The sequence below is a fragment of the Methylocapsa sp. S129 genome, assembly GCF_009765995.1.
Taxonomy (GTDB): Bacteria; Pseudomonadota; Alphaproteobacteria; order Rhizobiales; family Beijerinckiaceae; genus Roseiarcus.
In genome coordinates, this window is sequence record NZ_LMUI01000016.1 from 1 (window position 1) to 25,051 (window position 25,051).

A 25,051-nucleotide genomic window follows, 5' to 3' on the forward strand; every position below is an offset into this window, starting at 1 on the left:
CGCCCCCCGCCTGTACGCCCGCCGCCGCCGCCGGAGAATCGGCGAGCGGCTTGGCGACGAGGGCGCCCGCCGCGGCCTTGCCGTCGGCGCTATGGCCGACCGGCTGCACTTCGACGCCGAGCCAGCCGTGCGGCGGGCCGACCGCCTCCTTGCCTTTGCAGGTCAGCTTTCGCGCGGTGATTTCATTCAGGCGCGTTTGCAATTTCGTCTTGAAGAAAGCATCCGCCTTCTGCAAGGCGTCCTGCGTGACGCAGGCTCGAATCGCTTGCTGCGCGCGCTTTTCAAAATCGTCCGGCTGTCCGCAATAGGTGAGCACGGCTTCTTCGAACGCGAGCGTATCGAGGCGATCCCAGAAAAACTTCTCCTGGTCTGTCGTCATGCGCGCGAAATCGAGCGCGCCATAGGGCGCGTCGTCGGCGCGGCCGACGGACAGGCAACAGAATGTCGCGATGATCGCCAAGGCGATGGAGGCCCGGATGCGCAAACGCCCCTCCTGATTCATCATCCAAAAGGCGCCGCGTGTTTCTACTTGAATCGCCAGTCCACGCTGTAATCCAAAGTGAACAGGAACTGGCTCGGCGTGTTGCCAGGCGCGTCGGTCACCGTCCAGGTCCCCGAACCTTCGATGCCCGCATATTTGCCGGTTCCCCCGATCAGCGAGATCGGCCCGCTTTCCGGGCCTTCGTAAGTCATGAAAATCTTGTCGCCGTCCGCGTCGGTCTCAACGCATGTGCCCGTGAATTTGTAGCCGTCTACGCGCGCATGCGATTCCTCAAGGCAATGGATGGCGAAATTGTCGAGCGTCTTGGCCGCCTCCTTGTTCTTGACGATGCCGACGCAGTCGGCGGAGGACTGCGACCCGACCGCGCCCATGTCGATGATTCCGAGCGAGCGACAGACCGTGTAGGCGGCGAGCTTCGCCGATCCCGTGCGCGGAAACGGCGAGTCGGCGGCCGCGGGCATGGACATGAGCGACAAACCGAGCAAAGCGACGCTTGCAGATAGAATCTTCATAAACCACTCCCTTCAGCGGCCGGCCCGGAACAAACGGGCCTCACCGGATGGCCTTGTCAGGCTAACCGCAACGCGGCGGCGTTTTGGAGCGCGCTTCCGATGAGACAGCGAACGCCATGACGCCCACTGTAACATAAAGCTCCTTATGTCGCCTGGCCGCAATCCGAGCGTGGGGCGACAGACGCGCCGCACGCGATCGTCAAGGAATCGCCGATGTATTTCCCGCTTCAAATCGGAATCGGTGGCACTGACTTTGCTTCTTCGTCGGCGTAGAGTGAAATGGCGATCATGCCAGAATCCTATCATACGTTCGCAACCTGTCGAGAACAGCGCGGGGATTGCCGTGAATATATTGGGAAATAATGGCGTCGAAAAATTCACGGTTGCCATTCAGTCGTTCGGAAAATGGTTCTTCGATCTCCTGTTAAATGCGGCCATCGTCGCAGGGTTGCTGCTTGCGGCGAAGGAGACCAATAGCATGGCGGTCAAGACGCTCGCCTATGCGTCATGGGCGATATTCTTCCTTTATGTCGGCTCGTTTTTCGTTCACTTCCGGCTGGATTTGTTCGATTGGGTGAAGGACCTTCGTCTTCGCGGCGCCCTCGAACTGGCCTCTGGCATCATCGTGGCCGTCCTCATCGTCGCCTGCCTCAATTTGATGTTCCAAAGGATCATCGCCGCCGCCGTATCCGCGATAGCGTTGAGCAAGTAGACGGTTGCGCGCAAGCTTCGGCTGAGCGAAGCAAAGGTCGTCAGACGCGCGCGGGGCAGGGCAAAGACGGCTGGTTCAGCTACGGTTGCACGCTGATTATCCGACTAGACGGCGCCATCGCCCATCGCACGCGCGAGCTTGTCGAAGACGTGGCGGTTTTCGACCTGTCGTAGGCGGGAGATCGTCGCATCATTCTTGCATTTCGCACGCGGGTCGATGCGAGACGCGTTGGAGGTTCCTCGACGCGACGCCAGTCGAAGTCATGGAGCCGGATGAGCGCGCCCGGCGCGAAATCGGGCTCGGGGCGCGGGCGGCGACGCTATTGCACTGTGCCTTTCCCTCAGCATGTCCGCGGAGTCGCGGACGACTTCGGAGATCTGCAAGAGCTGCGCGACCAGCGGGCTCCTCTTACGCCAGATCATGCCGATCGTACGCGAGGGCTGGGGACTCCTGAAGCGCGCGATGGACACGGACGCGGAGCGCGTCTCCATCGCCACCGCCATTTCCGGAATCAAGGTGACGCCGATGCCGGCGCCGACCATTTGAACCAGCGTGGATAGAGAGCTGCCGTCCAACAATTCGCGCGTCAGCACGGAGTGCATATTGCAGAACGCCAGCGCCTGGTCGCGAAAACAATGCCCTTCTTCCAGCAGAAGCAGCCTCATCTCCCGCAGCGTTTCGCGATCGGGCACGGGCTTTCCCTCATCTTCGCCTGGCCGCACCAGCACGAATTCCTCGGTAAACAGCGCAACCTCGGTAAACAAAGGTTCGGACACCGGCAGCGCGACAATCGCCGTATCCAGCCGGCCGTCCGCCAGCTCCTGAATCAGCTTCGGGGTCAGCGTCTCGCGCACATGAATGTCGAGGCCGTCGTAAAGGCGCGTCAGGTTGCCGATGATGGTGGGCAGCAGATAGGGGGCGACCGTCGGGATGACGCCCATGCGCAGCGGCCCCACCAGCCGATCCCGCGACGCTTGCGCCAGGTCTCCCAGCGCATCGACCGCACGCAGGATGTCGCGGGCGCGCCGGACGAATTCTTTGCCGAAATTGGTCAGATGGACCTGACGCGCGCTTCGTTCGAACAGCGCCGCGCCCAGGGATTGCTCCAATTCCTTGATCTGCATCGACAAAGCCGGCTGTGAGATGGCGCAGGCGTCCGCCGCGCGTCCAAAATGGCCATGCAGCGCCAGCGCTTCGACATAACGAAGCTGCTTGAGCGTCAGATTGTTCATAATCCTGCCTTATCGCTGCGATCAGAAAACCAGACTTAAACTAATGGCGCGATTTTGGTAAGGACAGTCCGTGTTTCTGGCTGCGGGTCATCGCGCCGCCTATGACGCGGCATCGTCTTGCAAAGACGTTACGATCCTCGTCCGCCAACCAGTTCAGTCAACGTAGCCACGAACGGAGGAATCCATGGACGGAAATGACGCCGACGCCGCCGGCAAGTGCCCTGTGCAGCACAGCCAGGTTCTCGCAAGGGTCAATCGCGACTGGTGGCCACACCAGTTGAACGTTCGGGTTCTCCATCAGCACTCCGCCTTGTCCGATCCGCTGGGCAAGGCGTTTGACTACGCCAAGGCGTTCAAGAGCCTCGACCTGAACGCCGTGATCAAGGACCTTCACGCCTTGATGACGGATTCGCAGGAATGGTGGCCGGCCGATTTCGGCCATTACGGGCCGTTCTTCATCCGCATGGCGTGGCACAGCGCGGGCACCTACCGCATTGGCGATGGCCGCGGCGGCGCCGGCGCCGGACAGCAGCGCTTTGCGCCGCTGAACTCCTGGCCGGACAATGTGAACCTCGACAAGGCGCGCCGGCTGCTATGGCCGATCAAGCAGAAATACGGCCAGAAAATCTCCTGGGCCGACCTTTTGATTCTCACCGGCAACGTCGCCTTGGAATCGATGGGTTTCAAGACCTTCGGGTTCGGCGGCGGCCGCGCCGACGTCTGGGAGCCCGAAGAGGACATTTACTTCGGCCCCGAAGGCAAGTGGCTGGCGGACGAACGCTATGCCGGCGACCGTGAGCTGCAAGAACCGCTCGCCGCCGTGCAGATGGGCCTGATCTACGTCAATCCGGAAGGGCCGAACGGCAAGCCGGACCCGATCGCCTCGGCGCGCGACATCCGCGAGACCTTCGAGCGCATGGCGATGAACGACGAAGAGACCGTTGCGCTGATCGCCGGCGGCCACACGTTCGGCAAGACGCATGGCGCCGCCGATCCGCAAGAATATGTCGGCCCCGAACCCGAAGGCGCCGGTATCGAGCAGCAAGGGCTCGGCTGGAAGAGCAATTATGCCAGCGGCAAGGGCGGCGATGCGATCGGCAGCGGCCTGGAAGTCATCTGGACCCAGACGCCGACGCAATGGAGCAATCACTTCTTTGCGAACCTGTTCGGCTTCGAATGGGAGCTGACCAAGAGCCCCGCCGGCGCCTATCAATGGACGCCGAAAGGGGGCGCCGGCGCTGGCGCCGTGCCGGACGCGCACGATGCGTCAAAGCGTCGCGCGCCATCCATGCTGACGACCGACCTCGCCCTGCGGTTCGACCCGGCCTACGAGAAGATTTCAAGGCGCTTCTTCGAGCATCCGGATCAGCTCGCCGATGCGTTCGCGCGGGCCTGGTACAAGCTGACGCATCGCGATATGGGTCCGATCGTGCGCTACCTCGGCCCGCTCGTGTCGAAGGAAATTCTGCCTTGGCAAGACCCGATCCCCGCTGTCGATCATCCGCTGATCGGCGAGCAGGACATCGCCGATCTGAAAGCGAAAATCCTCGCCTCCGGCCTGTCCGTTTCTGAGCTTGTCTCGACGGCCTGGGCGTCGGCGTCGACGTTCCGTGGCGGCGACAAGCGCGGCGGCGCGAATGGCGCGCGTATTCGCCTCGCGCCGCAAAAGGACTGGGACGTCAACCAGCCGGCGCAATTGGCGAAGGTCCTGCAGAAGCTCGAAGCGATCCAGAAGGAGTTCAACGCCTCGCAGTCTGGCGGCAAGAAAGTCTCGATTGCCGACTTGATCGTTCTTGGCGGCTCCGCTGCGATCGAGAAGGCCGCGAAGGACGCGGGGCATGACGTGAAGGTTCCCTTCGCGCCAGGCCGCATGGACGCGTCGCAGGAGCACACCGAAGTCGAATCCTTCAAACCGCTCGAGCCGACCGCCGACGGGTTCCGCAACTATCTACGCGGTAGGCATCGCCTGTCCGCCGAGGAGCTGCTGGTGGATCGGGCGCAATTGCTGACGCTGACGGCGCCGGAAATGACGGCGCTGGTCGGCGGCCTGCGCGTGCTGAACGCCAATGCCGGACAATCCCCGCAGGGCGTCCTCACCAAGCGGCCCGAGACGCTGACGAACGACTTCTTCGTCAACCTGCTCGATATGGGCACGGAGTGGCGGGCTTCCGCTGGTTCCGAAGCCGTGTTCGAAGGGCGCGACCGGAAGACAGGCGAGGTCAAGTGGACCGGCACTCGGGTCGATCTGATCTTCGGTTCGCACGCGCAATTGCGCGCCCTTGCGGAAGTCTATGGCTCCGCCGACGCGCAGCAGAAGTTCGTGCATGACTTCGTGGCGGCATGGACCAAGGTGATGAACCTCGATCGGTTCGACCTCGCCTGATTGCGGCGAAACGTCGGGTCCAGGGCGGCGCGCATCCATGCTTGGCTGCGATCCGCCCAGGAAGCCGATCGGTGTCAAAGACAAGAAACCGGGGCGGCGTTTGCCAAAAAATTGAAACGCCGCCCTCGGGCGGAGGCCCGACGGATGTTTGCGCGGGCTTTCCCGTGTTCCCTCATCCGAGGCTGATCTCGCCTCGCGATAGCGTAGCGCCTTCACTCGGCGCGCGGCTACAAACGGTCGGTTGAGTTCGAAGCCAACTTCAGCTTGTCCCGCAATCGCCGACCACAAGCCGAAACCGCCTTGTCGCCCCATTCGTTGGGTCTCACGCAAGGGGCGCGGTTCACCGCAATCTATGGATTATACATCACCCACGCCGAAACGAGGTCAAAGTCGTTGGCGCTCGCAGGGGCAATCTCAAAACGCAACTTACGCGCCCGCGGATCAATGGATAGGGGCAGTGTTTCGCTTACGAAATTGCTCGACAGGACGACGGAGCCGGCATTCGCTTGCGGATCAAATGTGAATTTCCGGCAATGCCGCCCCTCATTGTCGCAGCCGGTTTCTTCAGAGGTCAGGTTGTGAGCTGTGAATGTCGCCTTCGATAAGTTGACTCCGTCGCCAGCCATTTGAGTCAAAGAGAGCTTAAGAGACCCGCTCCCGGCTTCGGTCCGCGCAATGACGCCCAAAGTGTAGGAACCGCTTCGCGTGAGGGATGAAATGGGGATATCTTGATGAATGGACTCAGAACCACATCCCCCACCGCAGCCGAGTCGCAAATAGGCAATGCCATTGAGAGGAATCGGGCTGTCGTGCGTTGTGTCGTCTTTGGTTTTGGATACGAGAAGCGCCGCATGCGACAAATGCGATGTGTCCCAATTGGGCAGCGGGGTCAGTGTGGCGCCGTTAAAATGAAAATTGCGCAGCAGATTTAATCCGGAGACTGGCCAAGCCGGCGGCTGAACAGGCGGATTTTGCAACACAATGTTCGACCAGTCACGACAATCGATCATTGTGAATGACCGCCCCTCATAGGTCATTTGAATTTTTGTCGCGTTTGTCTGACTTGCCTGAAGAGTGAAAGGCGCCGACGTCATGTTCGGACCCGCGCTGCATATCTTGCTGGCGTTAGCGGCTCGCTCTTGTATTTTCGCCGCGGGCTCTCGTCCATCGCTCTCAAGCTGGATTTGGGGCGCCCAGCTTTCCCAGCGCGTGAGGCCATAGGTCTTCGTGAAGTAGAAAACCTCCAGATGCCCGTAAGACATCCACTTGGCCATAATCTGCGGGTCTTTTGTTGTTCGCAGACCCATAATTGTGACAATCGCGTCAAGCGGTTTGACGGGCGCGCCGTTGATCCCGGCGAAGGGAAAATTTCGTGCGAATGACCAAGTGAAAATCTGATCGTTTATGTGGCGCGCCGGGCATGCGCCGGGGTATTGTTGATTGTCCTCTTCCCACGCGCCAGTCGATCCAATCGATGGTTTTGCGCTGCCCGGCGATTGAAGAGAGCTGAGAAACGAAGCTGGGAAAAAGAGCAGGCCATTATAGTTTTTGCAGCCGGCGCCGAAGAAAGTCGTCGCATATTCTCCCGCGCCAATCCTTGTCTCGCTTCCTGACGCCCAGCCATCTTTGATCACATAGGCGTCATAACCATCGGCCCACACCTTAAAGCGCGACGCTTCATCGTTCTTGGGATCGAGCCAATCGAAGGAGGCGACAATATAGTTGGTTCCATCTGCGCCAACCCGTGGATAAATATCTTTATACTGCTGTTTGGCGTTATCCATTTTTCGATAAGGCAGCGGGTCGCCAGGCATGATGGGTCTGGGTCGGGTGCCAGCCGGACAGCCCAGATAAGGGTCCGCGCTTACCGGCCTGTTGCCGCCGTCGACGCATATTTTAGGGATGATCCAGTCAAGCATGCTGGTCTCAGACGCGGTTGTGGCGTCAGCTGAGCCCGCAACGCTCAAAGCGAAAGTAATGAATAGCGGTTTCAGAAATGCAGATAGCGTCATGATCTTGACTCTTCGGATGAAAGAAAACTGGCCTGCGCCCAAGACCTGCGCCCAAGAGATGATCCGGTTCCAATGTTAGAGGATGGCGTTTTCTGACGCGAGGGTTGGGGTGGGCGCGCATCGGAGCCAGTCGGGGCTGCGCAGCCGGTCGCTTCGAGACGGCCCGCTCGCGCCGGGTGTTCGTTGTCCTCAAACAGGCCCGCGATAGCGCAGCGCCTCCACGAGCAAGGCGAACGCCGGCGCCGTCTGGCGGCGGCTGGGATAATAGAGGTGGTGGCCGGAAAACGGCGGGCACCAGTCGGCGAGCACGCGCACGAGCCGCCCGTCGGCGATGAAGGGCGCCGCCTCGTCCTCCATCACGAACGCCAGCCCGAACCCATCGATCGCCGCCCTGAGCATGAGAGGCGCCTCGTTGAACACAAGCTGCCCGTCGACGCGCACATTCAGGTCGCGGCCATTCTTCCCGAGCTCCCAGGCGTAGAGTCCGCCCAGAGTCGGAAAGCGCAGGTTGATGCAGGAATGATGGGTGAGATCGTGTGGCGTCTTCGGCGCCGGGCGGCCGGCGAAATAGGATGGGGCGCCGACGATGGCCATACGCAGGTCCGGCCCAATGCGCACTGCGATCATATCTTTAGCCACTTGCTCGCCGAGGCGAACGCCCGCGTCGTAGCGCTCGGCCACGATGTCGGTCAGCGCCGCGTCGATCGAAAGCTCGACCTTGACGTCCGGATAAGCGGGCAACAGCCGCGCCAAAGCGGGCCAAAGGATCGTCTCGACCGCGTGGCGGCTGGTCGTGATGCGGATCGCGCCCGCGGGCTTCTCCCGGAGTTCGCTGAGCGCCGCGAGCCTGGCGTCGATGTCATCGAACGCCGGACGCAGCGTCTCGATCAGCCGCTCGCCCGCTTCGGTGGGCGCGACGCTGCGCGTGGTGCGCGTCAGAAGCTGCAGCCCGAGCCCCGCCTCTAGGCGCCGCACTGTATGGCTCAGCGCTGACTGGGACGTCCCCAGCTTGGCCGCGGCGCGCGTAAAGCTGCGTTCCTCCGCCACGGCGAGAAACGCCGTCAGATCCCCGAGTTCTTCGCGCCGCATTCATGAATTCCAGATATAGGTTCATGCGCACTTTAACGCCTAATCGCTGAGCGACATATCCTCTAAGTTGGCGCCATGCGGCAACGGACAGGCCGATGAGCGCTTGGCCGACTGGCCTTTTTGATCGTCGCGCCCGGCGGCGCCGGAACGTCACTCTAGGTAGGATTTCAAAAAATGCAGAAGCGCAAACTCGGACGCAGCGGCCTCGAAGTGTCGGCCATCGGCCTCGGCTGCATGGGACTAAGCTATGGCTATGGACCGGCCACGGAAAAGCAGGGAGCGATCAAACTCATCCGCGCGGCGTTCGAACGCGGCGTCACCTTCTTCGACACCGCCGAGGCCTATGGTCCGTTCGCCAACGAGGAACTGTTAGGCGAAGCTTTGGCCCCGTTCCGGCGCGAGGTCGTGATCGCAACGAAGTTCGGCTTCGAGGGCGGCGAGGTCCAGAAGGGTCTGGACAGCCGGCCGGCGCACATTAGGGAAGTCGCCGACGCCGCGCTCAAGCGTCTCAAGACCGAGGTCATCGACCTCTTCTATCAGCATCGCGTCGATCCGAACGTGCCGATCGAAGACGTCGCTGGTACGGTCAAGGACCTGATCCGCGAAGGCAAGGTGAAGCATTTCGGCCTCTCGGAGGCCGGCGCGCAGACCATCCGCCGCGCCCATGCCGTTCAGCCGGTGACGGCGCTCCAGAGCGAATATTCGCTGTGGTGGCGCGAGCCTGAAGCGGAAATCCTGCCGGCCCTGGAGGAACTCGGAATCGGCTTCGTCCCCTTCAGCCCTCTGGGCAAGGGCTTCCTGACGGGCGCCATCAGCGAGAGCACCCAATTCGACAGCACGGATTTCCGCAACATCGTTCCGCGTTTCACGCCGGAGGCCCGAAAAGCGAACCAGGCGCTCGTCGATTTGCTCGGCCAGATCGCGACGCGGAAGAAGGCGACGCCGGCTCAGATCGCCCTTGCCTGGCTGCTCGCCCAAAAGCCCTGGATCGTTCCGATCCCCGGCACCACGAAATTGCACCGCCTGGAGGAAAACCTCGGAGCGGCGAGCGTCGAACTGACGCCCGGCGATCTCGGCGAAATCGAAAGCGCGGTGTCAAAAATCCCGGTGCAGGGGGATCGGTACCCCGCGCATCTGCAGCAGCGGGTCGGTCGCTAGGCGAAACCCGCCTGAAGGAAAGTCCGATGCGCATTGGCGTTCTGGGTTCGGGTCTGATGGGCGGCAAGCTCGGCGCGATCTTCGCGCGCGCCGGCCATGAAATCGTGTTCAGCTATGCGCGCCGTGAGGAAAAGCTGACGCGGCTCGCCTGGGCCGCGGGCGCCGCCGCGCGGGCGGGCGCGCCGAGGGAGGCCACGCAGGGCGCCGACGCGCTCTTGCTCGCCGTCCATTGGTCGCGGATCGACGACGTGTTGAAACAGGCGGGCGACCTATCCGGCAAAGTCATTGTGACTTGCTGCCTGCCGCTCAACCCGGGCAATACCGAACTTGTCGTCGGACGCGCCTCCTCGGGCGCCGAGGAACTCGCCAAGAAGGCTCCGCGCGCCCGAATCGTCTCCGCCTTCCACACCGTGCCCAGCGAAGTGTTGTTCGATGTCTTCGAGCGGAAGTTGGCGAGGCCGAGCCTCGTCTACAGCGGCGACGAACAATCGAGCAAAGCGATCGCCGCTGCGCTCATTCGCGACGCCGGCTTCGATCCCGTCGATGCGGGCCCGCTCAAGAGCGCCCGCTATTCCGAACCGTTCGGACTGCTCGTCGGTCATCTCGCCTATAATGGAAGCGGAGGCCCGGAACTCGCCTATCGCTTCGAGCGCGAATGCCGGCCGATCTCGCTCATCGCTGCACGAAACAGCCGATCGTTTTCCGACATCTGGTTTGCTAGAAAGCGATCGAACTCTGACGCCAGTTCCGGCGCCAGAATCACCCCTCTGTCTGACATTTTCAGCAGGCCTATTCGCTCCGCGTCATGGAGCACGATGCGGATATGGGTTCGCGATACGCCGAAACGTTCGCCGAGATCGGCGAAAGATGCGGGATGCGACACGCCTTCTGGCGACTCACGGCCAAGCTGAAGCAGCTTCATGAGAACCAACAGACCGGCTTCGCGCCGTGCAAAGAACATCGTCTTCGGGTTTTCCATCCTATGCCTGGCGATATCGGCGAACAAGCGGGCTCCGGCGCGGCGCTGCGCTTTCTGCAAGTCCGGATCGTGGTCCATCGCCAGGCTATAGCCAGGAGAGGGAAACAATGTTTTCAACGGCTCGTAATCGATAGCGAGCCAATCCCGATCATGCCTCAGCATCTTTTGTGTCGGCGTCAGGATCTGCGCCCGTCGATCCCTGACGCACGGGACGGCCTCGACGAACCCGGTGTCGATGAGGCGGGCGATGATCGCATCGATGCGGCGCGGGCTCGACAGGCGGAACGCGCGCATCGCCTCTTTCACCGCCGCCTTTGTCGGCCATGTCGCGCGATCATTCTCGTCATAGCCGGCATGAAGACACAAGATGACAAAAAACACCGCCGAACGGCCAGCCTCCAGGAGAAACCGATTGCCTGGCCGATATTCGTGCTGGGCGATAATCGCATCGATATAGCGACAGCGCGCCGCGTCGAAATTTGGGTGAGCCAGAATCGCGTCGGGAACAATGTTCGGCCATGCGCCTGTCGCGTCCGGTTCCATAGTGGACATGGGTTCAGTTCCCTGTTTTTGGGGAATGCTGTGTTTGAATCATCGCGGCGGCCAAGCGGTCACGCCACCTTTGCGTTTGGGGCGCGCAAGACCGCTTCAAGCCTTGCGGTTTCGTCGGCCGTGAACGTCGTTGTGGCGATCGCTCCGAAGGCGCGCGCGGCCTCGGCTGTCCGCGCCGGGGCGTCCGCAAGCGCATCCGGGCCGGTCAGGCGGAACGAGATCGGCGATAGGGGACCGAACCACAGCGCGCGCTCCAACTCCGGCCAGGACGCGGGGTCGGGCTCGACGCCGGCGTTGCTAGCGAAGATCGTCGCAAGCGCATGCATGGGGACTTCCGGCGGCCCAGCGCGGCGGGTGCGCGCCATCGCCAAGCCTTGCCGCATGGTCTGGGCGGGGGGCAGGGGGCGAAGTCCGGCCCACATATAGGTCAACCAGCGCGCCTGCAGTTCGAAGACCGGAAAGTTGGGCCCGATCAATTGATACGCCCCGATGAACGCAAGCCCATCGAGATCGGGATGCAGCGTGTGATCGAAGAGATCGATGTGAACGCCGTCGAGGTCCAGGATCTGCGATATCGCATCGCTCAGGAACGGCAGGGACAATCTGAAGCCGGCGCCGAGGATAAGGGCGTCGAATTCCTCGCTGGCGCCGTCGGCAAAGCGCACCGTCCGGCCGTCGACCGCCGCGATCCATGGTCGCGGCTGGATGCGGCCTTCGGCGACCAGCGCGAGATAGTTCTGCGACTGGGTCAGGCCTGCGGCGAAAATATTGTCGTCCGGCTTGGGCGCGCCAAATTGCTCCGGGCTGCCGCAACGGCTGACAACCATGGCCTTCATGCCCGCCGCGATCGCCTCTGGCGGCAATGTCTGGCCGGCCACGGCCGCAAAGCGGGTGAAGGCGACGTGATCGGTCGGCACGCCGGCGAGCAGCTTCTGCAAGACATAGCGCTGGCGGCGCATGGCGAGCGTGACCTTCGCCGCGCCGGCAAACGCCAATTCGCTCGCAATCTCAAGCGCACTGATCGAACATCCGGCGACAAGCACGGATTTGCCGCGATAAGGCTCGGCGCCGCCATAGCGCGCGCTGTGGATGAATCCGCCGGAGCCGGCGAATGTCGTCATGCCGGGAATATCGGGCATTTCGGGGGATTGATTGCGGCCGCTGGCGACGACAACGCGATTGTAATGTTCCAAAACCGATTCATCGCCGTGGCGCGAGCGGACGATCCAACCTGAACCGGGACCGCGCTCCACGCTCTCGACACGCGTGGAAAGCCGAATGCCCGCGCCGAGGCCGCTCGCCTGCGCGTAACGTTCGAGATAGGCGAGCATGTCCGCATCTGTCGGATAGACGCTGACGCCCGGGGCGTGATCGAGATCGCTGAAGGCCGATAAGATACGGCTGGTGTTGGTGCGCATGCCCGGCCAGACGGCGCTTGTCGGCGAAGCGGCGTTCCACTGTCCGCCGATGCGGTTCGACGCTTCGAATACGATCGGCTCGAAGCCATGCTTCTTCAGGTAGCGGGCCGTAACGAGGCCGGCTGGTCCGCCGCCGATCACGGCGATGGCGCGCTCAGGCATGCGGATGGGGTCGAGGGAAGCGTCCATGGCAGGGGTCCTTTTTGCTTGGCTGATCCCAGTGCCTACATCCTTCCGCGATCTCGCTTTCCTAAATGATTGCTAAGGGCTACGGTTCGCTCCCTAAAAGATTGCTAACCATGGGTCCAAGGCCCCGCATGCTGATCGATGGCGATCTCGCCGCCTTCCTGGAAAGCCCGGTGATGATCATCCTGGGGACATCCGACGAATATCTGCGACCGCAGATCGGGCGCGGCGTCGGGGCGATGGTGGCTTCGACCGAAGGCCGCGTCGATGTGACGGTGTCCAATCGGCAATGGCCGATGGCGGTGGCGAATGTGCGGGCGAACGGCAAACTTGCCGTGACCTTCGCCAGACCGCACGACTACGTCTCTTATCAGGTGAAGGGGCGCGCGTCGGTGATCGACGCCTCGCCGTCGCACATCGCCAGCTCACGACAATATATCGCGGCGGTGTCCGCCGCGCTGGTCGGGCTCGGCCTTGAAGACTGGGTCGCTGCGCAATGGTTCAGCGACGAGGAGCCCCTGGTTCTGTCATTGGCTGTAGAGTCCATCTACGTCCAGACGCCGGGCCAACAAGCCGGCCGAACTTTTGACCGGCAGCGATCATGATCGGCCTTGAGCGTCTGTCCGCTTGTTTCGAAGGCGTGATTCCATCCATCATCGCCACGGCGTCGGCGGACGGCATGCCCAATATCTCCTATCTCTCGCATGTCGCGCTCGTCGACGAAGGCCGCGTGGCCCTGTCGAATCAGTTCTTCACGAAGACCGCCGCCAATATTCTGGCCAATCCCAGCGTCGGCATCCTGCTTGTCGATCCCCGCGATGGAGCGCAACATCAATTGACTGCGACGTTCGAACAGTCGCTCGATCGTGGCGATCTTTTCGATAAGATGGCGTCACACCTGCGGGCGACCAGCGCGCAACTCGGCATGGCCGATGTGATGGCGCTACGCGGGGTCGACATCTACAAGGTCGCGTCCATCGCGGCGGTCTGGTCGCCTGTCGGCGCCGTTGCAAGCCCGCCGCCAACAGCCGAGATGCGCCTCGCGGCGGCGACCGCCGTCACCGGAAAAATCTCTCAAGCCACCGAGATCAGTTCAATTATCGATGCAATTCTCGATGGTCTGCGCGACAGTTTCGGCTTTGGCGCCACGATGCTGTTGATGCTGGAGCCGGCCGGCGAGCGGCTTGTCACCGTCGGCAGCCGCGGCTACCCGTGGACAGGAATCGGATCGGAAGTCGCGATGGGCGAGGCCCTGATCGGGACGGCCGCGGTCGAGCGCCATTCTGTTCGGATCAATGATATGAGCCGCATCCGTCGGTTTGGATCGGCTATCCGTGCGTCCTCGGCCGACGAGAACCGGACCCGCACCATCTTTCTGCCGTCGCTGCCGGACGCGATGAGTCAGATCGCGCTGCCGTTGATCGCCCAGGGGGCCGTCCGCGGCGTGCTCTTCCTGGAGACCTCTGAACGACTCGCGTTTCTTCAGGGAGTCGAAGCGGCGCTGTCGATCGTCGCCGCGCATGCCGCGGCGGCGCTCGCGCTTGCAGAGCATGAGGCGAGCAACGCGCCCGCCATCATGACGTCGATCGAAGGGGCTGGCGCGCTCGCGGGGCGTCCGTTCAAAGTGGTCCGCCATACCTATGACGACAGTATCTTTATTAACGGCGACTATCTCATCAAAGGCGTCGCGGGTCGTCTCCTCGTCCATTTGCTGGGCCTGCATCTGCGCGAGGGGCGCGCGACATTCACCAATCGCGAGATGCGGCTATCCGACGAACTTCGCCTGCCGGAGTTCAAGGATAATCTCGAAACGCGATTGCTCCTGCTCAGACGGCGTCTGGACGAAAAAGCCGCGCCTATCCGATTGCGCCAGACCGGTCGCGGCAGGCTCAGCCTCGAACTGGCCGGCCCCGCGCATCTGGAGACCGTCGCGGCGCGCGGCTGAAGTCCACGATCTTCAATCTCGGCCGTATCGTCAGTTCAAACGGACCGAGGTGGAGCGCCCCTTCTTGCGCCACGCGGGGCGGGCTTTACGGATTGCCAAAAAGCCCGCCTCCTATGGCGTGTTGACTTGATCGCGGCTCCGCGGCGCGGCGAAATCCATTGAGGGCTGTTCTCGTCGACAATTACCAGTCGGGCGCCGGCAATTATCATTTTGGCTGTCCGATGAACGTTAATATAGGACGCCCATAACGAGAATCGCCGCCCCCCGACCCAAGATTTGCGTTGGGCGCCGAAGCGGTTATTGTCCGCGCCGTTTGGGCGGGAGGACGCATGCCGACGCCCCTGGAGTGTTCGCTGGTATGAATAGCGAGGTTCGCATAGCGCTGGATGCGATGGGTGGTGATAGCGGACCTTCGGTTGTCGTGCCGGCGGCCGCGATCGCGCTTGTCCGCCGCCCCGACATCAGTTTTTCGCTCTACGGCGATGAGAGCGTCGTCCGCCCTCTTCTCGACGCGCATCCGGCGCTCGCCCGGAAGGCGCGGCTCGTTCATTCCGACGTTTCGATCAAGATGACCGACAAGCCCAGCCAGGCTTTGCGCGCCGGCCGGCGCTCTTCGTCGATGTGGCAGGCGATCGACGCCGTCAAAAAGGGGGAGGCCGATGTCGTCGTATCCGCCGGCAATACCGGCGCCCTGATGGCCATGGCCAAAGTCTGTCTGCGCACCATGCCGCAGATCGACCGCCCCGCGATCGCGGCGATGTGGCCGACCCTGCGCGGCGAATCGATCGTGCTCGACGTCGGCGCGACCATCGGCGCCGACGCCCAGCACCTGATCGACCTGGCGATCATGGGCGCGGCGATGGCGCGCATCATTTTCGACATCGACCGCCCGACCGTCGGCCTGCTCAACGTCGGGGTCGAGGAAATCAAGGGGCTCGAGGAAGTCAAGGCGGCGGGCCGCGCGCTGCGCGAAGTGGGCCTGCCGCACCTCGACTATCACGGGTTTGTCGAAGGCGACGATCTTGGCAAAGGCACGGTCGACGTCATTGTGACGGAGGGTTTTACAGGCAATATCGCCTTGAAGACCGCCGAGGGCACGGCCAAGCAGATCGGCCAATATATCCGTGATGCGATGAACCATAGCTGGAGCTCGCGCATCGGCTATTTCTTCGCGCGCAGCGCTTTCAACGCGTTGCGGGAGAAAATGGACCCCAGCAAGGTTAATGGCGGGGTGTTCCTCGGCCTCGACGGGGTGGTCATCAAGAGCCATGGCGGAGCGGACGCCGATGGCTTCGCCGGCGCCATCGAGGTCGGTTACGACATGGTGCGACATGAACTTCTCGCCAAGACACGCGAAATGATCGCGCAAGCCAATGAGGCGCGCGCGCATCTTTCGCCGCCCGTTCAGATCGATTCCTGAAGGGTCAATCACAGGATTGTTGGATCCCATGAACACGCATATTCTTCGTTCCGTCGTGCGCGGCGTCGGCGCCTATCTGCCCGAGCGCGTGCTGACCAACGCCGATCTGGCGAAGACGGTCGACACGACGGACGAATGGATCCAGCAGCGCACCGGCATACGTCAGCGCCATATCGCGGCGCCGGGCGAGACGACCTCGCAGCTCGCCACCAAGGCGGCGCAGGCGGCCCTCGCCAATGCGGGCCTCACCGGCGCCGACATTGACCTCATCATCGTCGCCACTTCGACTCCCGATTACACCTTTCCGGCCGTGGCGACGCAGGTTCAGGCCAATCTGGGCGTCCAGCACGGCGTCGCCTTTGACTTGCAGGCGGTTTGTTCGGGATTCGTTTTCGCGACGACGACAGCCGACAAGTTTCTGACCTCCGGCTCGCACAAGCGAGTGCTGGTGATCGGCGCCGAGACGTTCTCGCGCATTCTCGACTGGGAGGACCGCACGACCTGCGTGTTGTTCGGCGACGGCGCCGGAGCGGTCGTGCTCGAAGCCCAGGAAAGCGATGGCACGCTGACTTCGCCAGGAATCATCACCTCGCAATTGCGCTCGGACGGGCGCCATCGCGCCAAGCTCTATGTCGACGGCGGCCCTTCGACGACGCAGACGGTTGGTCATTTGCGGATGGAGGGCAAGGAAGTGTTCCGCCATGCGGTCGGCATGGTGACCGATGTCGTCAAGGCGTGCTTTGCCGACGCCGGCGTCACGGCCGCCGACATCGACTGGTTCGTGCCTCATCAGGCGAACCGTCGGATCATCGACGCTTCCGCCGAGAAGCTCGGCCTCGCGCTCGAAAAGGTTGTGAAAACCGTCGAACTTCACGGCAATACTTCCGCCGCCTCGATCCCTTTGGCCCTGTCCGTCGCCTGTAAGGACGGGCGCATCAAGAAGGGCGACCTCGTCATGATCGAGGCGATGGGCGGCGGCTTCACTTGGGGCGCGTCGCTGATCCGTTGGTGAAGCGGGCCGACCCCAGGCCGCCAGCGATCCGGCGAGGGTCCAGGCCCGCATGAACGCCAAGGCGGTTTTGCGCTACGCCGCGTTCGCCTGTCGGACGCGGGACGATCGATTGCTTGAAGCCGTTACCGGATCTGGCGGGACGACGATGGGCAGCTTTTGTCCTCGTCTGAGCTTATATTTCTTTATATTTCTCACGAACAGTTCATCTGACATTATAGAACATATCCCGTAAAAGGCGCACGATGTGCATCTCTACGCGATCGTTGCTGTCGCTGGAGAAGGATGCATTTGCACCTGTGCACGATATCGTTTGATTGCTTTGCCGACCAGGCATCCAGCCCTCGACTCAACCTGAGGGCGCCGTGCCGCGGAGAAGGATGGGAGAATGGGCTTTCGCGGATTCTTCCGGCTGCTGATTCTGATAATAGCAGCCGGGTGCCTGTACAGCGTCTATGCGCCGGAAACCGCCGAGAAATGGGCGCCGGGGGCCGGCGCCTATGCGCGAAAGCTGCATGACCTGCTGCCGGGCGGCGCCAGGACAGGCGAGGTCAAAACGGCCGCCGCCGCGCCCGAGCCGCCGAAGGGACCGCCGCCGGCTCTTGTCTCCATCGCCCAGGCCAAACGCGCCGATTATCCCCTCTATCTGGACAGCCTTGGCCAGGCGCAGGCCTATAATACGGTGACCGTGCGCACGCGCGTCGACGGACAGGTAATGAAAATCGCTTTCGACGAAGGCCAGATGGTGAAGGCTGGCGATCTGCTCGCGCAGATCGATCCGCGTCCTTTCCAGGCCGCGCTCGATCAGGCCAAAGCGAAAAAGAGCCAGGACGAAGCCAATCTCGCCAACGCCAAGCTCGATCAGCAGCGCTATGCGACGCTCGCCAAACAGAGTTTCGCGACCCAGCAGCAGCTCGACACGCAGAACGCGCTGGTCGCGCAATTGACGGCCGCGATCGCCGCCGACGCGGCTTCGATCGACGCCGCGCAGGTGCAACTGGACTACACGACCGTGCGCGCGCCCATTACCGGCCGCACCGGCTTCCGCCTTGTCGACGAGGGCAATATCGTCGCGGCCAGCCAGCAGACCGGCATCGTCACGATCGCACAATTGCAGCCGATCGCGGTGATCTTCACCGCGCCTGAAGGCGAGGTGACCAAAATCAACGCGACGCTGGCCGCCGGGGCGCCGCCCCAGGTGCTGGCGCGCGACTCCAGCGGCGAGAAGACGCTCGCCACCGGCCGTCTCTCGGTGACCGACAACCAGGTCGACGTCGCCACCGGAACGATCCGACTGAAGGCTGAGTTCGCCAACCAGGACAATGCGCTGTGGCCAGGCCTTGCGGTCTCGACGCGGCTCACGATCGGCGATTTGAAGAACGCGGTCGTTGTGCCCACCGAGGCTGTCCAGCATGGCCCCAACGGCCTGTTTGTCTATGTCATCGACGACAAGAATCGCGCCGCCATGCGGCCAGTGACGGTCACGCATCAGGACACTGCGCAGGCGGTGATCGACAAGGGCGTGAACGATGGCGACCGGGTGGTGACCGTGGGGCAATATGTGCTCCAGCCCGGGACGCCGGTCGCGATCGACACCGCCGCCAATTCCGGGAGCTGAACGGATGAACGGAGGTATTTCGGCGCCCTTTATCCGTCTGCCTGTCTCCACGACGCTGATCATGGTGGCGATCCTGCTGGCCGGCGCCGTCGCTTATCCCTTGTTGCCGGTCGCGCCGCTGCCGCAGATCGACTTCCCCACCATCGCCGTCAGCGCCCAGTTGCCGGGCGCTTCGCCCGACACGATGGCCTCGTCGGTCGCCCAGCCGCTTGAGCGGCAGATCGCGCAAATCCCCGGCGTTTCGCAGATGACGTCGACGAGCTTCCTCGGCGCGACGTCGATCAGCGTGCAATTCGACCTCGACCGCAATATCGACGCGGCCGCCAACGACATCCAGGCCGCGGTCAACGCCGCTTCGGGACAATTGCCGAAAAACCTGCCGAGCCCACCGACCTATCGCAAGGTCAATCCGTCGGACACGCCGATCCTGATCCTGTCGGTCCAGTCCGATGTCGCGCCGATCATCGAGGTCGATGACGCCGCCGAAAACATTCTCGCCCAGCAGATCAGCCAGATATCCGGCGTCTCGCTGGTGCGCGTCGGCGGTCAGGTGACGCCGGCGATCCGCGTGCAGATCGATCCGGCCAAGCTTGTCGAAAAGAATCTGCAGCTCGAGGACGTGCGCACGCAGATTGGCATCGCCACGGTCGACAGCCCGAAAGGTTCGATCAACGGCCAGAAGCAGGGCTATACGATTTTCGACAACGACCAGCTCACCAAAGCCGAAGAGTGGAACAACATCATCATCGCCTATCGCAACGGGGCGCCGGTGCGCATCCGCGACATTGGCCAGGCGGTGGCCGGACCAACGGACGACACCCAGGCGGCCTGGGGCAATGGCAAACGCGACGTCTTCCTGGTCATCTTCAAGCAGCCTGGCGTGAACGTCATCAAGACGGTCGAGAAAATCAAGCAGACGATGGTGCATTTGGAGGCGGCGATTCCCGCCAACATCCACGTCAGCGTACTTTCTGATCGCACCACGACGATCCGCGCCGCGGTCAATGACGTGCAATTCACCTTGATGCTCACCATCGGACTCGTCGTCATGGTGATCTTCATTTTCTTGAGGAGCTTCTGGGCGACGCTCATTCCCAGCGTCACCGTGCCATTGGCGCTGCTCGGCGCCTGCGGCCTGATGTACGCGGCCAATTACAGCCTCGACAATCTCTCCTTGATGGCGCTGACTATCGCGGTCGGCTTCGTCGTCGACGACGCCATCGTGATGCTGGAAAACATCACCAGGCATATCGAGGAGGGCATGAAGCCCTACCAAGCGGCGATGAAGGGCGCGGGCGAGATCGGCTTCACCATCATTTCGATTTCGCTTTCGCTCATCGCGGTTCTCATTCCGCTGCTGCTGATGAGCGGCATCATCGGACGCCTGTTCCGGGAATTCGCCGTGACTCTGGCGATGACCATCCTGGTCTCGGCCTTTGTGGCGCTGACGCTGACGCCGATGATGGCCTCGCGCTTCCTCAAGCCGCACGGCGAGGAGCGACACGGGCGCCTCTATATGCTCAGCGAGCGCGGCTTCAATGCGATGGCGAATGGCTACGAGCGCGGGCTCGATCTCGTGCTGCGCCATCGTTTCGTGACGCTGCTCGTCTTTCTTTTCACGGTCGGCTTGACCGGCTACCTCTTCGTCGTCATTCCCAAGGGCTTTTTTCCGCAACAGGACATCGGCATCTTGTCCGGCACTTCTGAGGCGGCGCAGGATATTTCCTTCACGGAGATGATGAAGAAGCAGGAGGAGCTTGGCGCGATCGTCCAGGCCGATCCGGATGTCGCCACGGTGGCGATGGCGCTGGGCGCCGGCGTCGGGAGCACTTCGCAAAATACTGGACGCATGTTCATCACGCTCAAACCGCGCGACGAGCGCGGAGCCGATGCGTTCCAGATCATCGCGCGGTTGCGGCCCAAGCTCGCCAAGGTCGAAGGCGCGCGGCTCTATCTCCAGGCGGCGCAGGACGTGACGGTTGGCGCGCGCGCCTCGCGCACGCAGTTCCAGTATACGGTGCAGGACGCCAATCTCGAAGAGCTCAACACCTGGACGCCCCGGCTTCTCGACAAGCTCAGGGGATTGCCCGAATTGCGCGACGTGGCGACCGACCAGCAGGCCGCCGGCACGACGCTCACGCTCAAGATCGACCGCGATATGGCGTCTCGCTTCGGCATCCAGCCGCAACTGATCGACGATACGCTCTATGACGCGTTCGGGCAGCGCCAGGTCGCGCAATATTTCACCCAGATCAACACCTATGACGTCATCGAGGAAATCCTGCCGTCGCTGCAGGCCAACCCGGCCAGCCTCGAGAAGCTTTACATCCGGGCGCCCTCGACCGGGCAAATGGTGCCGATGAGCGCCTTCGCGAAATGGACGACCAATCCGATTGCGCCGCTTTCGATCAGCCATCAAGGCCAGTTCCCTGCGATCACCATCAGCTTCAACCTTGCCCCCGGCGTCGCGCTCGGCCCGGCGACGACGGCGATCCAGCGGGCGGAGCGCGAATTGCGCCTGCCGGCGTCGGTGACGACGACCTTCCAGGGCAATGCGCAAGCCTTCCAGGATTCGTTGGCGACCGTGCCGCTGCTGATCCTGGCGGCGCTGATCACCGTCTATCTGATCCTCGGCGTGCTCTATGAGAGCTTCATCCACCCGCTGACAATTCTTTCAACGCTGCCCTCGGCGGGCTTCGGCGCACTCGCGACGCTGATGCTGTTCGGCTACGAATTCAGCCTCGTCGCGTTGATCGGCCTTATTCTGCTGATTGGCATCGTCAAGAAGAACGGCATCATGATGGTCGATTTCGCGATCGTCGCCGAGCGCGACGAACATCTCTCGACCGAGCAATCGATCCGCAAAGCGGCGTTGATGCGCTTCCGCCCGATCATGATGACGACGATGGCGGCGATGCTCGGCGGCGTGCCGCTGATGTTGGGCACGGGCACCGGCGCGGAACTGCGCCAGCCGCTTGGCTATGCGATGGTCGGCGGCCTTTTGGTGAGCCAGGCGCTTACCCTGTTCACCACGCCGGTCATCTATATCTATCTCGACCGTCTCTCCAATTGGCTGTCGCGCAGCAAGAAACGCAGCGTGGAACGGGAGCCAGAGGGCGGCCATTCGGCGCCGGATTGGGGCGAGGAGCGCCCGCAAGCGGCCGAGTAGCCTCGCTCAGACGCCGCGTCAAAATCGGCTGTTTTTGACTAGGCGCGGCGCGCCGACGAAGGGCAGATAGCCCCGGGGTTCCGGCGCCTTGGCGACAGGGGCGGCGCTTGGCGCGGATGAAGAAAGAAAGCGATCGATCGGGTGCGGCGCAGCCTTGACGGGTTCCTCCGTCGGAGCCTGCGCAGGAGCGGGCGCATCCGCGATGCGATTTTCGAGCTGCGCGAGGGATGACGGAGCCACTGCGGGCTCCTCGATCGCAGCGGCCGTTTCGACCGGTGCATCCTGCACGCGATATTCGTCCTGCGAGACCGCGTTCACCGGCTCGGCGGCGGCGGGCGGGGGCGGCGCGTCTTCCACCGCGCCTGCGGAAGGCACAGCGGCGGGCGGATCTTGGGGGCCGAGAATCTCAGCGAGCTGCGCCGCCGCCCGGTCGACGACCAACAGCGCGCGATATTCCGGTTGTTGCGCAAGTTGGCGCTGAAGCTGCAATTTGACCTCTTTGAGCGAGGTCAGCACTTCCGAAAGCATATCGTTTCCCGTCGCGGACACGCGTTCAGTTGAAACAGCCAGAGCTTGCGCGAGACTGGGCGCGGCGCGTTGATGGACCTGATTTCCCGCCGGCGCGACCGGCGCCGCCTTCGTCAATTGATTTGTTATTAACCGCCGTCGTTTAACTATGACGGACGATCTGTTGAATCCGGGGGCGCGCCAGCCGATTCAAAGGCATGACGCCGCCAGATTGTGTCAGTCGAAGTCTGACATACCATCTCCCAACAATCCGAATTGCGCTCAGGCCGATATTTAGAAGCTGAAGCGAATGTTGTTGAGTAAACATTCGCCAATGCGCCGATCAAGGTAAATAAATAGATAATAAATTAGCCTCATAATCGTGGACAAATAGAAATAACGCATAGTTATACGAGGGTGGCGGGTAATGATTTGGTTCAGGGAATCGGCGTCGATCAAATTGAAGCTGTCGATTGCGTTCGGTCTCCAATTCGTCCTGACGGCGTCCTTGCTCGTCCTCCTTTATCTCGTCGCCTCGCAGCAATTGCCTGCCGTTGACGCTTTGGCCGCCGGCGGCGCGATCGTCCTGCTTTTGGCGGTCTTTAGCGTCGCCTTTGGACGCGCGCTCGCCGCGCCCTACGTGGCGACGGTCGCGCGGATGGAAGCGCTGGCGGCCGGAGACATCGCGTCGCCGATTCCCTTCACCCGCTATCGCGATGGCGTCGGCCGCATCGCGAAGGCCATGCAGTCCCTTCTCGAAGCGGCGGTCGCCAGAACCGACGCTGAGGCGCAAGCCGGGGCGCAGATTCGCCTAGTCGAAGACGAACGCGCCGAGCGCGAGGCGGAGCGGGCCCAAGAGGGCCGCCAGGACCAATTCGCCATCGAGGCTTTGGGGCAGGGCCTGGGCCGGCTCGCCAGCGGCGATCTGATCTTGCCCATCAATACGCCTTTCGCCGCGAAGACGGAGAGGCTGCGCAAGGATTTCAACGCCTCGGTCGAAAAACTGAAGCAGACGATGCAGGCGGTCGCCTCGAGCGCGGAGGCGATCGAGGCGGGCGCGCGGGAAATCTCGACGGCCTCCGACGATCTCTCGCGCCGCACCGAGCAGCAGGCGGCCAGCCTCGAACAGACGGCGGCGGCGCTCGACCAGATCACGGCGACCGTCAAGAAAGCCGCCGAAGGCGCCGCCCATGCCCGTCAGGTCGTCACAGTCGCGGATGTCGACGCCAAGAAAAGCGCGTTGGTGGTCCGGCAGGCCGTCGAGGCGATGGACGCCATCGCCAGCTCGGCGCGCCAGATCAGCCAGATCATCGGCGTGATCGACGAAATCGCGTTCCAGACCAATCTGCTGGCGCTGAACGCCGGGGTTGAGGCGGCGCGGGCCGGCGACGCCGGCCGCGGCTTTGCCGTCGTGGCGTCCGAAGTGCGCGCGCTCGCACAGCGCTCGGCGGCGGCGGCCAAGGAGATCAAGGGCCTGATTTCAGCATCGACCGGGCAGGTGGATCACGGCGTCAAGCTGGTGGCGGAGACCGGCAATTCGCTTGAACGGATCATGGCGCAGGTCGGTGAGATCAACATTGTCGTTTCCGAAATCGCGGCGGGCGCGAAGGAGCAATCCACCGGCCTCGACGAAGTCAACGCCGCCATCAATCGGATGGATCAGGTGACGCAGCAAAATGCGGCGATGGTCGAAGAATCGACGGCGGCGAGCCGTTCGCTGACCGGGGAGACCGCCCAATTGTCGGGCCTCGTCAGCCAATTCCAAATCGGCCGGGCGCGGGACGGTTCCATGCGCCGCGAACTGCAAAAGGCCGCGCCGCACGCTTTCCGGGCCGCAGCCGGAAACGGCGCCCGCACGGAGACGCGCCGATCGGCGCCGCGGATCGAGCGCGCGACGCCCAAGGCGATGGTTGCGAATGGCGCGCCCGTCGCCGCGGTCGCCGATGGCTGGGAGGAGTTCTAGGATGAAACAAACGCAAGGGACCATGCAGACGCTGCGGCTTCCCGAGATTCTGGACATCACGCGCGCCGGGCCTCTGGCCGAGTCCTTTCGCGCCTTGCGCGGCGCCGAACTCGCCGTCGACGCCGCCCAGGTTCAACGCATCGGCGCCCAATGCGCCCAGGTCATCATGTCGGCGGTCTCGACCTGGCAAGCCGATGACTTCGCGCTTTGCGTGACGGAACCCTCACCTGAGTTCCGCGAGACCTTTTCGCTTCTCGGAATCGGACTGGCCGAAATCGCAACAGAAGAAGCAGCGCAATGAGCAAAGTCATACTGACGGTCGATGATTCCCGCACCATGCGCGACATGTTGAATCTCGCGCTGGTGGAGGCCGGCTATCGCGTCACGCAGGCCGTTGACGGCCTGCAGGGGCTCGAAATGTTGTGCGCGGCGGAAACGCCCGACGTTATCGTCACGGACCTCAACATGCCCAAACTCGACGGGTTCGGCTTCATCGAGGCGGTCCGCAAGGACGCGCGATTTCGCGCCATTCCCATTCTTGTGCTGACGACGGAGAGCGATGGCGAAAAGAAGAACCGCGCCCGCCAGGCCGGCGCCACCGGTTGGATCGTCAAGCCGTTCGATTCCTTGAAGCTCGTCGAGGCGATCCGCCGCGTCGCCGCCTGAATTCTTTTAGGAAAGTCAA

20 protein-coding genes and 2 pseudogenes are annotated in these 25,051 nt (G+C 62.7%); 13 read left to right on the top strand and 9 right to left on the bottom strand.

All coding sequences use genetic code 11. From position 1 onward, the window contains the following. Nucleotides 1-505, bottom strand: a pseudogene (locus tag GSQ90_RS09290) (hypothetical protein); the annotation flags it as partial. Between the two features lie 20 nt (nucleotides 506-525). Continuing rightward, a complete protein-coding gene (locus GSQ90_RS09295) occupies nucleotides 526-1,014 on the bottom strand; it encodes a hypothetical protein (RefSeq protein WP_158814558.1) in 489 nt (162 codons plus the stop codon). Between the two features lie 343 nt (nucleotides 1,015-1,357). Here GSQ90_RS09295 and GSQ90_RS09300 point away from each other — a divergent pair, with 343 nt between their 5' ends. Next, nucleotides 1,358-1,726 carry a hypothetical protein gene (locus GSQ90_RS09300; RefSeq protein WP_158814559.1) on the top strand — a complete coding sequence of 123 codons (369 nt, stop codon included), beginning with the start codon at nucleotides 1,358-1,360 and terminating at the stop codon, nucleotides 1,724-1,726. Between the two features lie 260 nt (nucleotides 1,727-1,986). On the opposite strand, the gene GSQ90_RS09305 is transcribed toward GSQ90_RS09300, so the two are convergent. Continuing rightward, nucleotides 1,987-2,958, bottom strand: coding sequence for a LysR substrate-binding domain-containing protein (locus tag GSQ90_RS09305; protein ID WP_158814560.1), 972 nt, complete (start codon nucleotides 2,956-2,958; stop codon nucleotides 1,987-1,989). A 184-nt stretch (nucleotides 2,959-3,142) separates the two neighbouring features. On the opposite strand from GSQ90_RS09305, the gene katG reads away from it, so the two are divergent. Then, complete coding sequence (katG, locus tag GSQ90_RS09310) at nucleotides 3,143-5,341, top strand: catalase/peroxidase HPI (protein ID WP_158814561.1); 2,199 nt, start codon at nucleotides 3,143-3,145, stop codon at nucleotides 5,339-5,341. A gap of 350 nt (nucleotides 5,342-5,691) precedes the next feature. Here the strand turns inward: katG and GSQ90_RS09315 are convergent, their stop codons facing one another. After that, entirely contained in the window at nucleotides 5,692-7,353 is a 1,662-nt protein-coding gene (locus GSQ90_RS09315; protein ID WP_158814562.1) for a hypothetical protein, read from the bottom strand. A gap of 189 nt (nucleotides 7,354-7,542) precedes the next feature. Continuing rightward, nucleotides 7,543-8,442 (bottom strand): LysR family transcriptional regulator, encoded by a 900-nt coding sequence (locus GSQ90_RS09320; protein WP_158814563.1) that lies wholly within the window; start codon nucleotides 8,440-8,442, stop codon nucleotides 7,543-7,545. Nucleotides 8,443-8,616: 174 nt separating this feature from the next. On the opposite strand from GSQ90_RS09320, the gene GSQ90_RS09325 reads away from it, so the two are divergent. Next, a complete protein-coding gene (locus GSQ90_RS09325) occupies nucleotides 8,617-9,600 on the top strand; it encodes an aldo/keto reductase (protein ID WP_158814564.1) in 984 nt (327 codons plus the stop codon). A 56-nt stretch (nucleotides 9,601-9,656) separates the two neighbouring features. After that, nucleotides 9,657-9,836: pseudogene (locus GSQ90_RS32350) on the top strand (NAD(P)-binding domain-containing protein); the annotation flags it as partial. A 33-nt stretch (nucleotides 9,837-9,869) separates the two neighbouring features. Here GSQ90_RS32350 and GSQ90_RS32355 read toward each other — a convergent pair. The 3 genes from GSQ90_RS32355 to GSQ90_RS09335 are packed head-to-tail and all read right to left on the bottom strand — an operon-like array spanning nucleotide 9,870 to nucleotide 12,738. Next, entirely contained in the window at nucleotides 9,870-10,202 is a 333-nt protein-coding gene (locus tag GSQ90_RS32355; protein WP_246731536.1) for a hypothetical protein, read from the bottom strand. Between the two features lie 35 nt (nucleotides 10,203-10,237). Continuing rightward, nucleotides 10,238-11,131 carry a hypothetical protein gene (locus tag GSQ90_RS32360; RefSeq protein WP_246731537.1) on the bottom strand — a complete coding sequence of 298 codons (894 nt, stop codon included), beginning with the start codon at nucleotides 11,129-11,131 and terminating at the stop codon, nucleotides 10,238-10,240. A gap of 59 nt (nucleotides 11,132-11,190) precedes the next feature. Continuing rightward, complete coding sequence (locus GSQ90_RS09335) at nucleotides 11,191-12,738, bottom strand: NAD(P)/FAD-dependent oxidoreductase (protein ID WP_210254869.1); 1,548 nt, start codon at nucleotides 12,736-12,738, stop codon at nucleotides 11,191-11,193. A gap of 110 nt (nucleotides 12,739-12,848) precedes the next feature. On the opposite strand from GSQ90_RS09335, the gene GSQ90_RS09340 reads away from it, so the two are divergent. The 6 genes from GSQ90_RS09340 to GSQ90_RS09365 all read left to right on the top strand — a co-directional run bounded on the left by GSQ90_RS09340 (nucleotide 12,849) and on the right by GSQ90_RS09365 (nucleotide 21,896). Further along, nucleotides 12,849-13,340 carry a pyridoxamine 5'-phosphate oxidase family protein gene (locus GSQ90_RS09340; protein WP_158814566.1) on the top strand — a complete coding sequence of 164 codons (492 nt, stop codon included), beginning with the start codon at nucleotides 12,849-12,851 and terminating at the stop codon, nucleotides 13,338-13,340. Next, on the top strand, nucleotides 13,337-14,680 hold the full coding sequence (locus GSQ90_RS09345) for a GAF domain-containing protein (RefSeq protein WP_158814567.1): 1,344 nt from the start codon (nucleotides 13,337-13,339) through the stop codon (nucleotides 14,678-14,680). Before GSQ90_RS09340 ends, GSQ90_RS09345 begins: the two co-directional genes overlap by 4 nt. Before the next feature lie 358 nt (nucleotides 14,681-15,038). Beyond that, nucleotides 15,039-16,100, top strand: coding sequence for a phosphate acyltransferase PlsX (plsX, locus tag GSQ90_RS09350; protein WP_158814568.1), 1,062 nt, complete (start codon nucleotides 15,039-15,041; stop codon nucleotides 16,098-16,100). Between the two features lie 28 nt (nucleotides 16,101-16,128). Beyond that, nucleotides 16,129-17,112, top strand: coding sequence for a beta-ketoacyl-ACP synthase III (locus GSQ90_RS09355; protein WP_158814569.1), 984 nt, complete (start codon nucleotides 16,129-16,131; stop codon nucleotides 17,110-17,112). Between the two features lie 385 nt (nucleotides 17,113-17,497). Then, on the top strand, nucleotides 17,498-18,727 hold the full coding sequence (locus tag GSQ90_RS09360) for an efflux RND transporter periplasmic adaptor subunit (RefSeq protein ID WP_158814570.1): 1,230 nt from the start codon (nucleotides 17,498-17,500) through the stop codon (nucleotides 18,725-18,727). A gap of 4 nt (nucleotides 18,728-18,731) precedes the next feature. Beyond that, nucleotides 18,732-21,896 (top strand): efflux RND transporter permease subunit, encoded by a 3,165-nt coding sequence (locus GSQ90_RS09365; RefSeq protein WP_158814571.1) that lies wholly within the window; start codon nucleotides 18,732-18,734, stop codon nucleotides 21,894-21,896. 18 nt (nucleotides 21,897-21,914) lie between these two features. Here GSQ90_RS09365 and GSQ90_RS09370 read toward each other — a convergent pair whose 3' ends face one another. Beyond that, nucleotides 21,915-22,424, bottom strand: coding sequence for a hypothetical protein (locus GSQ90_RS09370; RefSeq protein ID WP_158814572.1), 510 nt, complete (start codon nucleotides 22,422-22,424; stop codon nucleotides 21,915-21,917). 406 nt (nucleotides 22,425-22,830) lie between these two features. Between GSQ90_RS09370 and GSQ90_RS09375 the strand changes: the two genes are divergently transcribed. The 3 genes from GSQ90_RS09375 to GSQ90_RS09385 are packed head-to-tail and all read left to right on the top strand — an operon-like array spanning nucleotide 22,831 to nucleotide 25,032. Continuing rightward, nucleotides 22,831-24,366 carry a methyl-accepting chemotaxis protein gene (locus GSQ90_RS09375; protein ID WP_158814573.1) on the top strand — a complete coding sequence of 512 codons (1,536 nt, stop codon included), beginning with the start codon at nucleotides 22,831-22,833 and terminating at the stop codon, nucleotides 24,364-24,366. A gap of 1 nt (nucleotide 24,367) precedes the next feature. Continuing rightward, nucleotides 24,368-24,667 (top strand): STAS domain-containing protein, encoded by a 300-nt coding sequence (locus GSQ90_RS09380; protein ID WP_158814574.1) that lies wholly within the window; start codon nucleotides 24,368-24,370, stop codon nucleotides 24,665-24,667. After that, nucleotides 24,664-25,032: a response regulator gene (locus tag GSQ90_RS09385; protein WP_158814575.1), complete on the top strand. Its 369-nt coding sequence runs from the start codon at nucleotides 24,664-24,666 to the stop codon at nucleotides 25,030-25,032. The genes GSQ90_RS09380 and GSQ90_RS09385 overlap by 4 nt, the downstream gene beginning before the upstream one ends. Nucleotides 25,033-25,051 lie beyond the last annotated feature (19 nt).

What these genes read in the sequence shown, in the direction of transcription:
- GSQ90_RS09320 (WP_158814563.1), bottom strand. Translation starts at nt 8,442, where the DNA reads ATGCGGCGCGAAGAACTCGGGGATCTGACGGCGTTTCTCGCCGTGGCG.
- GSQ90_RS09345 (WP_158814567.1), top strand. Translation starts at nt 13,337, where the DNA reads ATGATCGGCCTTGAGCGTCTGTCCGCTTGTTTCGAAGGCGTGATTCCA.
- GSQ90_RS09295 (WP_158814558.1), bottom strand. Translation starts at nt 1,014, where the DNA reads ATGAAGATTCTATCTGCAAGCGTCGCTTTGCTCGGTTTGTCGCTCATG.
- GSQ90_RS09375 (WP_158814573.1), top strand. Translation starts at nt 22,831, where the DNA reads ATGATTTGGTTCAGGGAATCGGCGTCGATCAAATTGAAGCTGTCGATT.
- GSQ90_RS09315 (WP_158814562.1), bottom strand. Translation starts at nt 7,353, where the DNA reads ATGACGCTATCTGCATTTCTGAAACCGCTATTCATTACTTTCGCTTTG.
- GSQ90_RS09385 (WP_158814575.1), top strand. Translation starts at nt 24,664, where the DNA reads ATGAGCAAAGTCATACTGACGGTCGATGATTCCCGCACCATGCGCGAC.
- GSQ90_RS09335 (WP_210254869.1), bottom strand. Translation starts at nt 12,738, where the DNA reads ATGGACGCTTCCCTCGACCCCATCCGCATGCCTGAGCGCGCCATCGCC.
- GSQ90_RS09325 (WP_158814564.1), top strand. Translation starts at nt 8,617, where the DNA reads ATGCAGAAGCGCAAACTCGGACGCAGCGGCCTCGAAGTGTCGGCCATC.
- GSQ90_RS09380 (WP_158814574.1), top strand. Translation starts at nt 24,368, where the DNA reads ATGAAACAAACGCAAGGGACCATGCAGACGCTGCGGCTTCCCGAGATT.
- GSQ90_RS09305 (WP_158814560.1), bottom strand. Translation starts at nt 2,958, where the DNA reads ATGAACAATCTGACGCTCAAGCAGCTTCGTTATGTCGAAGCGCTGGCG.
- GSQ90_RS09355 (WP_158814569.1), top strand. Translation starts at nt 16,129, where the DNA reads ATGAACACGCATATTCTTCGTTCCGTCGTGCGCGGCGTCGGCGCCTAT.
- GSQ90_RS09360 (WP_158814570.1), top strand. Translation starts at nt 17,498, where the DNA reads ATGGGCTTTCGCGGATTCTTCCGGCTGCTGATTCTGATAATAGCAGCC.
- GSQ90_RS32360 (WP_246731537.1), bottom strand. Translation starts at nt 11,131, where the DNA reads ATGTCCACTATGGAACCGGACGCGACAGGCGCATGGCCGAACATTGTT.
- plsX (WP_158814568.1), top strand. Translation starts at nt 15,039, where the DNA reads ATGAATAGCGAGGTTCGCATAGCGCTGGATGCGATGGGTGGTGATAGC.
- GSQ90_RS09340 (WP_158814566.1), top strand. Translation starts at nt 12,849, where the DNA reads ATGGGTCCAAGGCCCCGCATGCTGATCGATGGCGATCTCGCCGCCTTC.
- GSQ90_RS09370 (WP_158814572.1), bottom strand. Translation starts at nt 22,424, where the DNA reads ATGCTTTCGGAAGTGCTGACCTCGCTCAAAGAGGTCAAATTGCAGCTT.
- GSQ90_RS09365 (WP_158814571.1), top strand. Translation starts at nt 18,732, where the DNA reads ATGAACGGAGGTATTTCGGCGCCCTTTATCCGTCTGCCTGTCTCCACG.
- GSQ90_RS32355 (WP_246731536.1), bottom strand. Translation starts at nt 10,202, where the DNA reads ATGACCGACGAGCAGTCCGAACGGTTCGGAATAGCGGGCGCTCTTGAG.
- katG (WP_158814561.1), top strand. Translation starts at nt 3,143, where the DNA reads ATGGACGGAAATGACGCCGACGCCGCCGGCAAGTGCCCTGTGCAGCAC.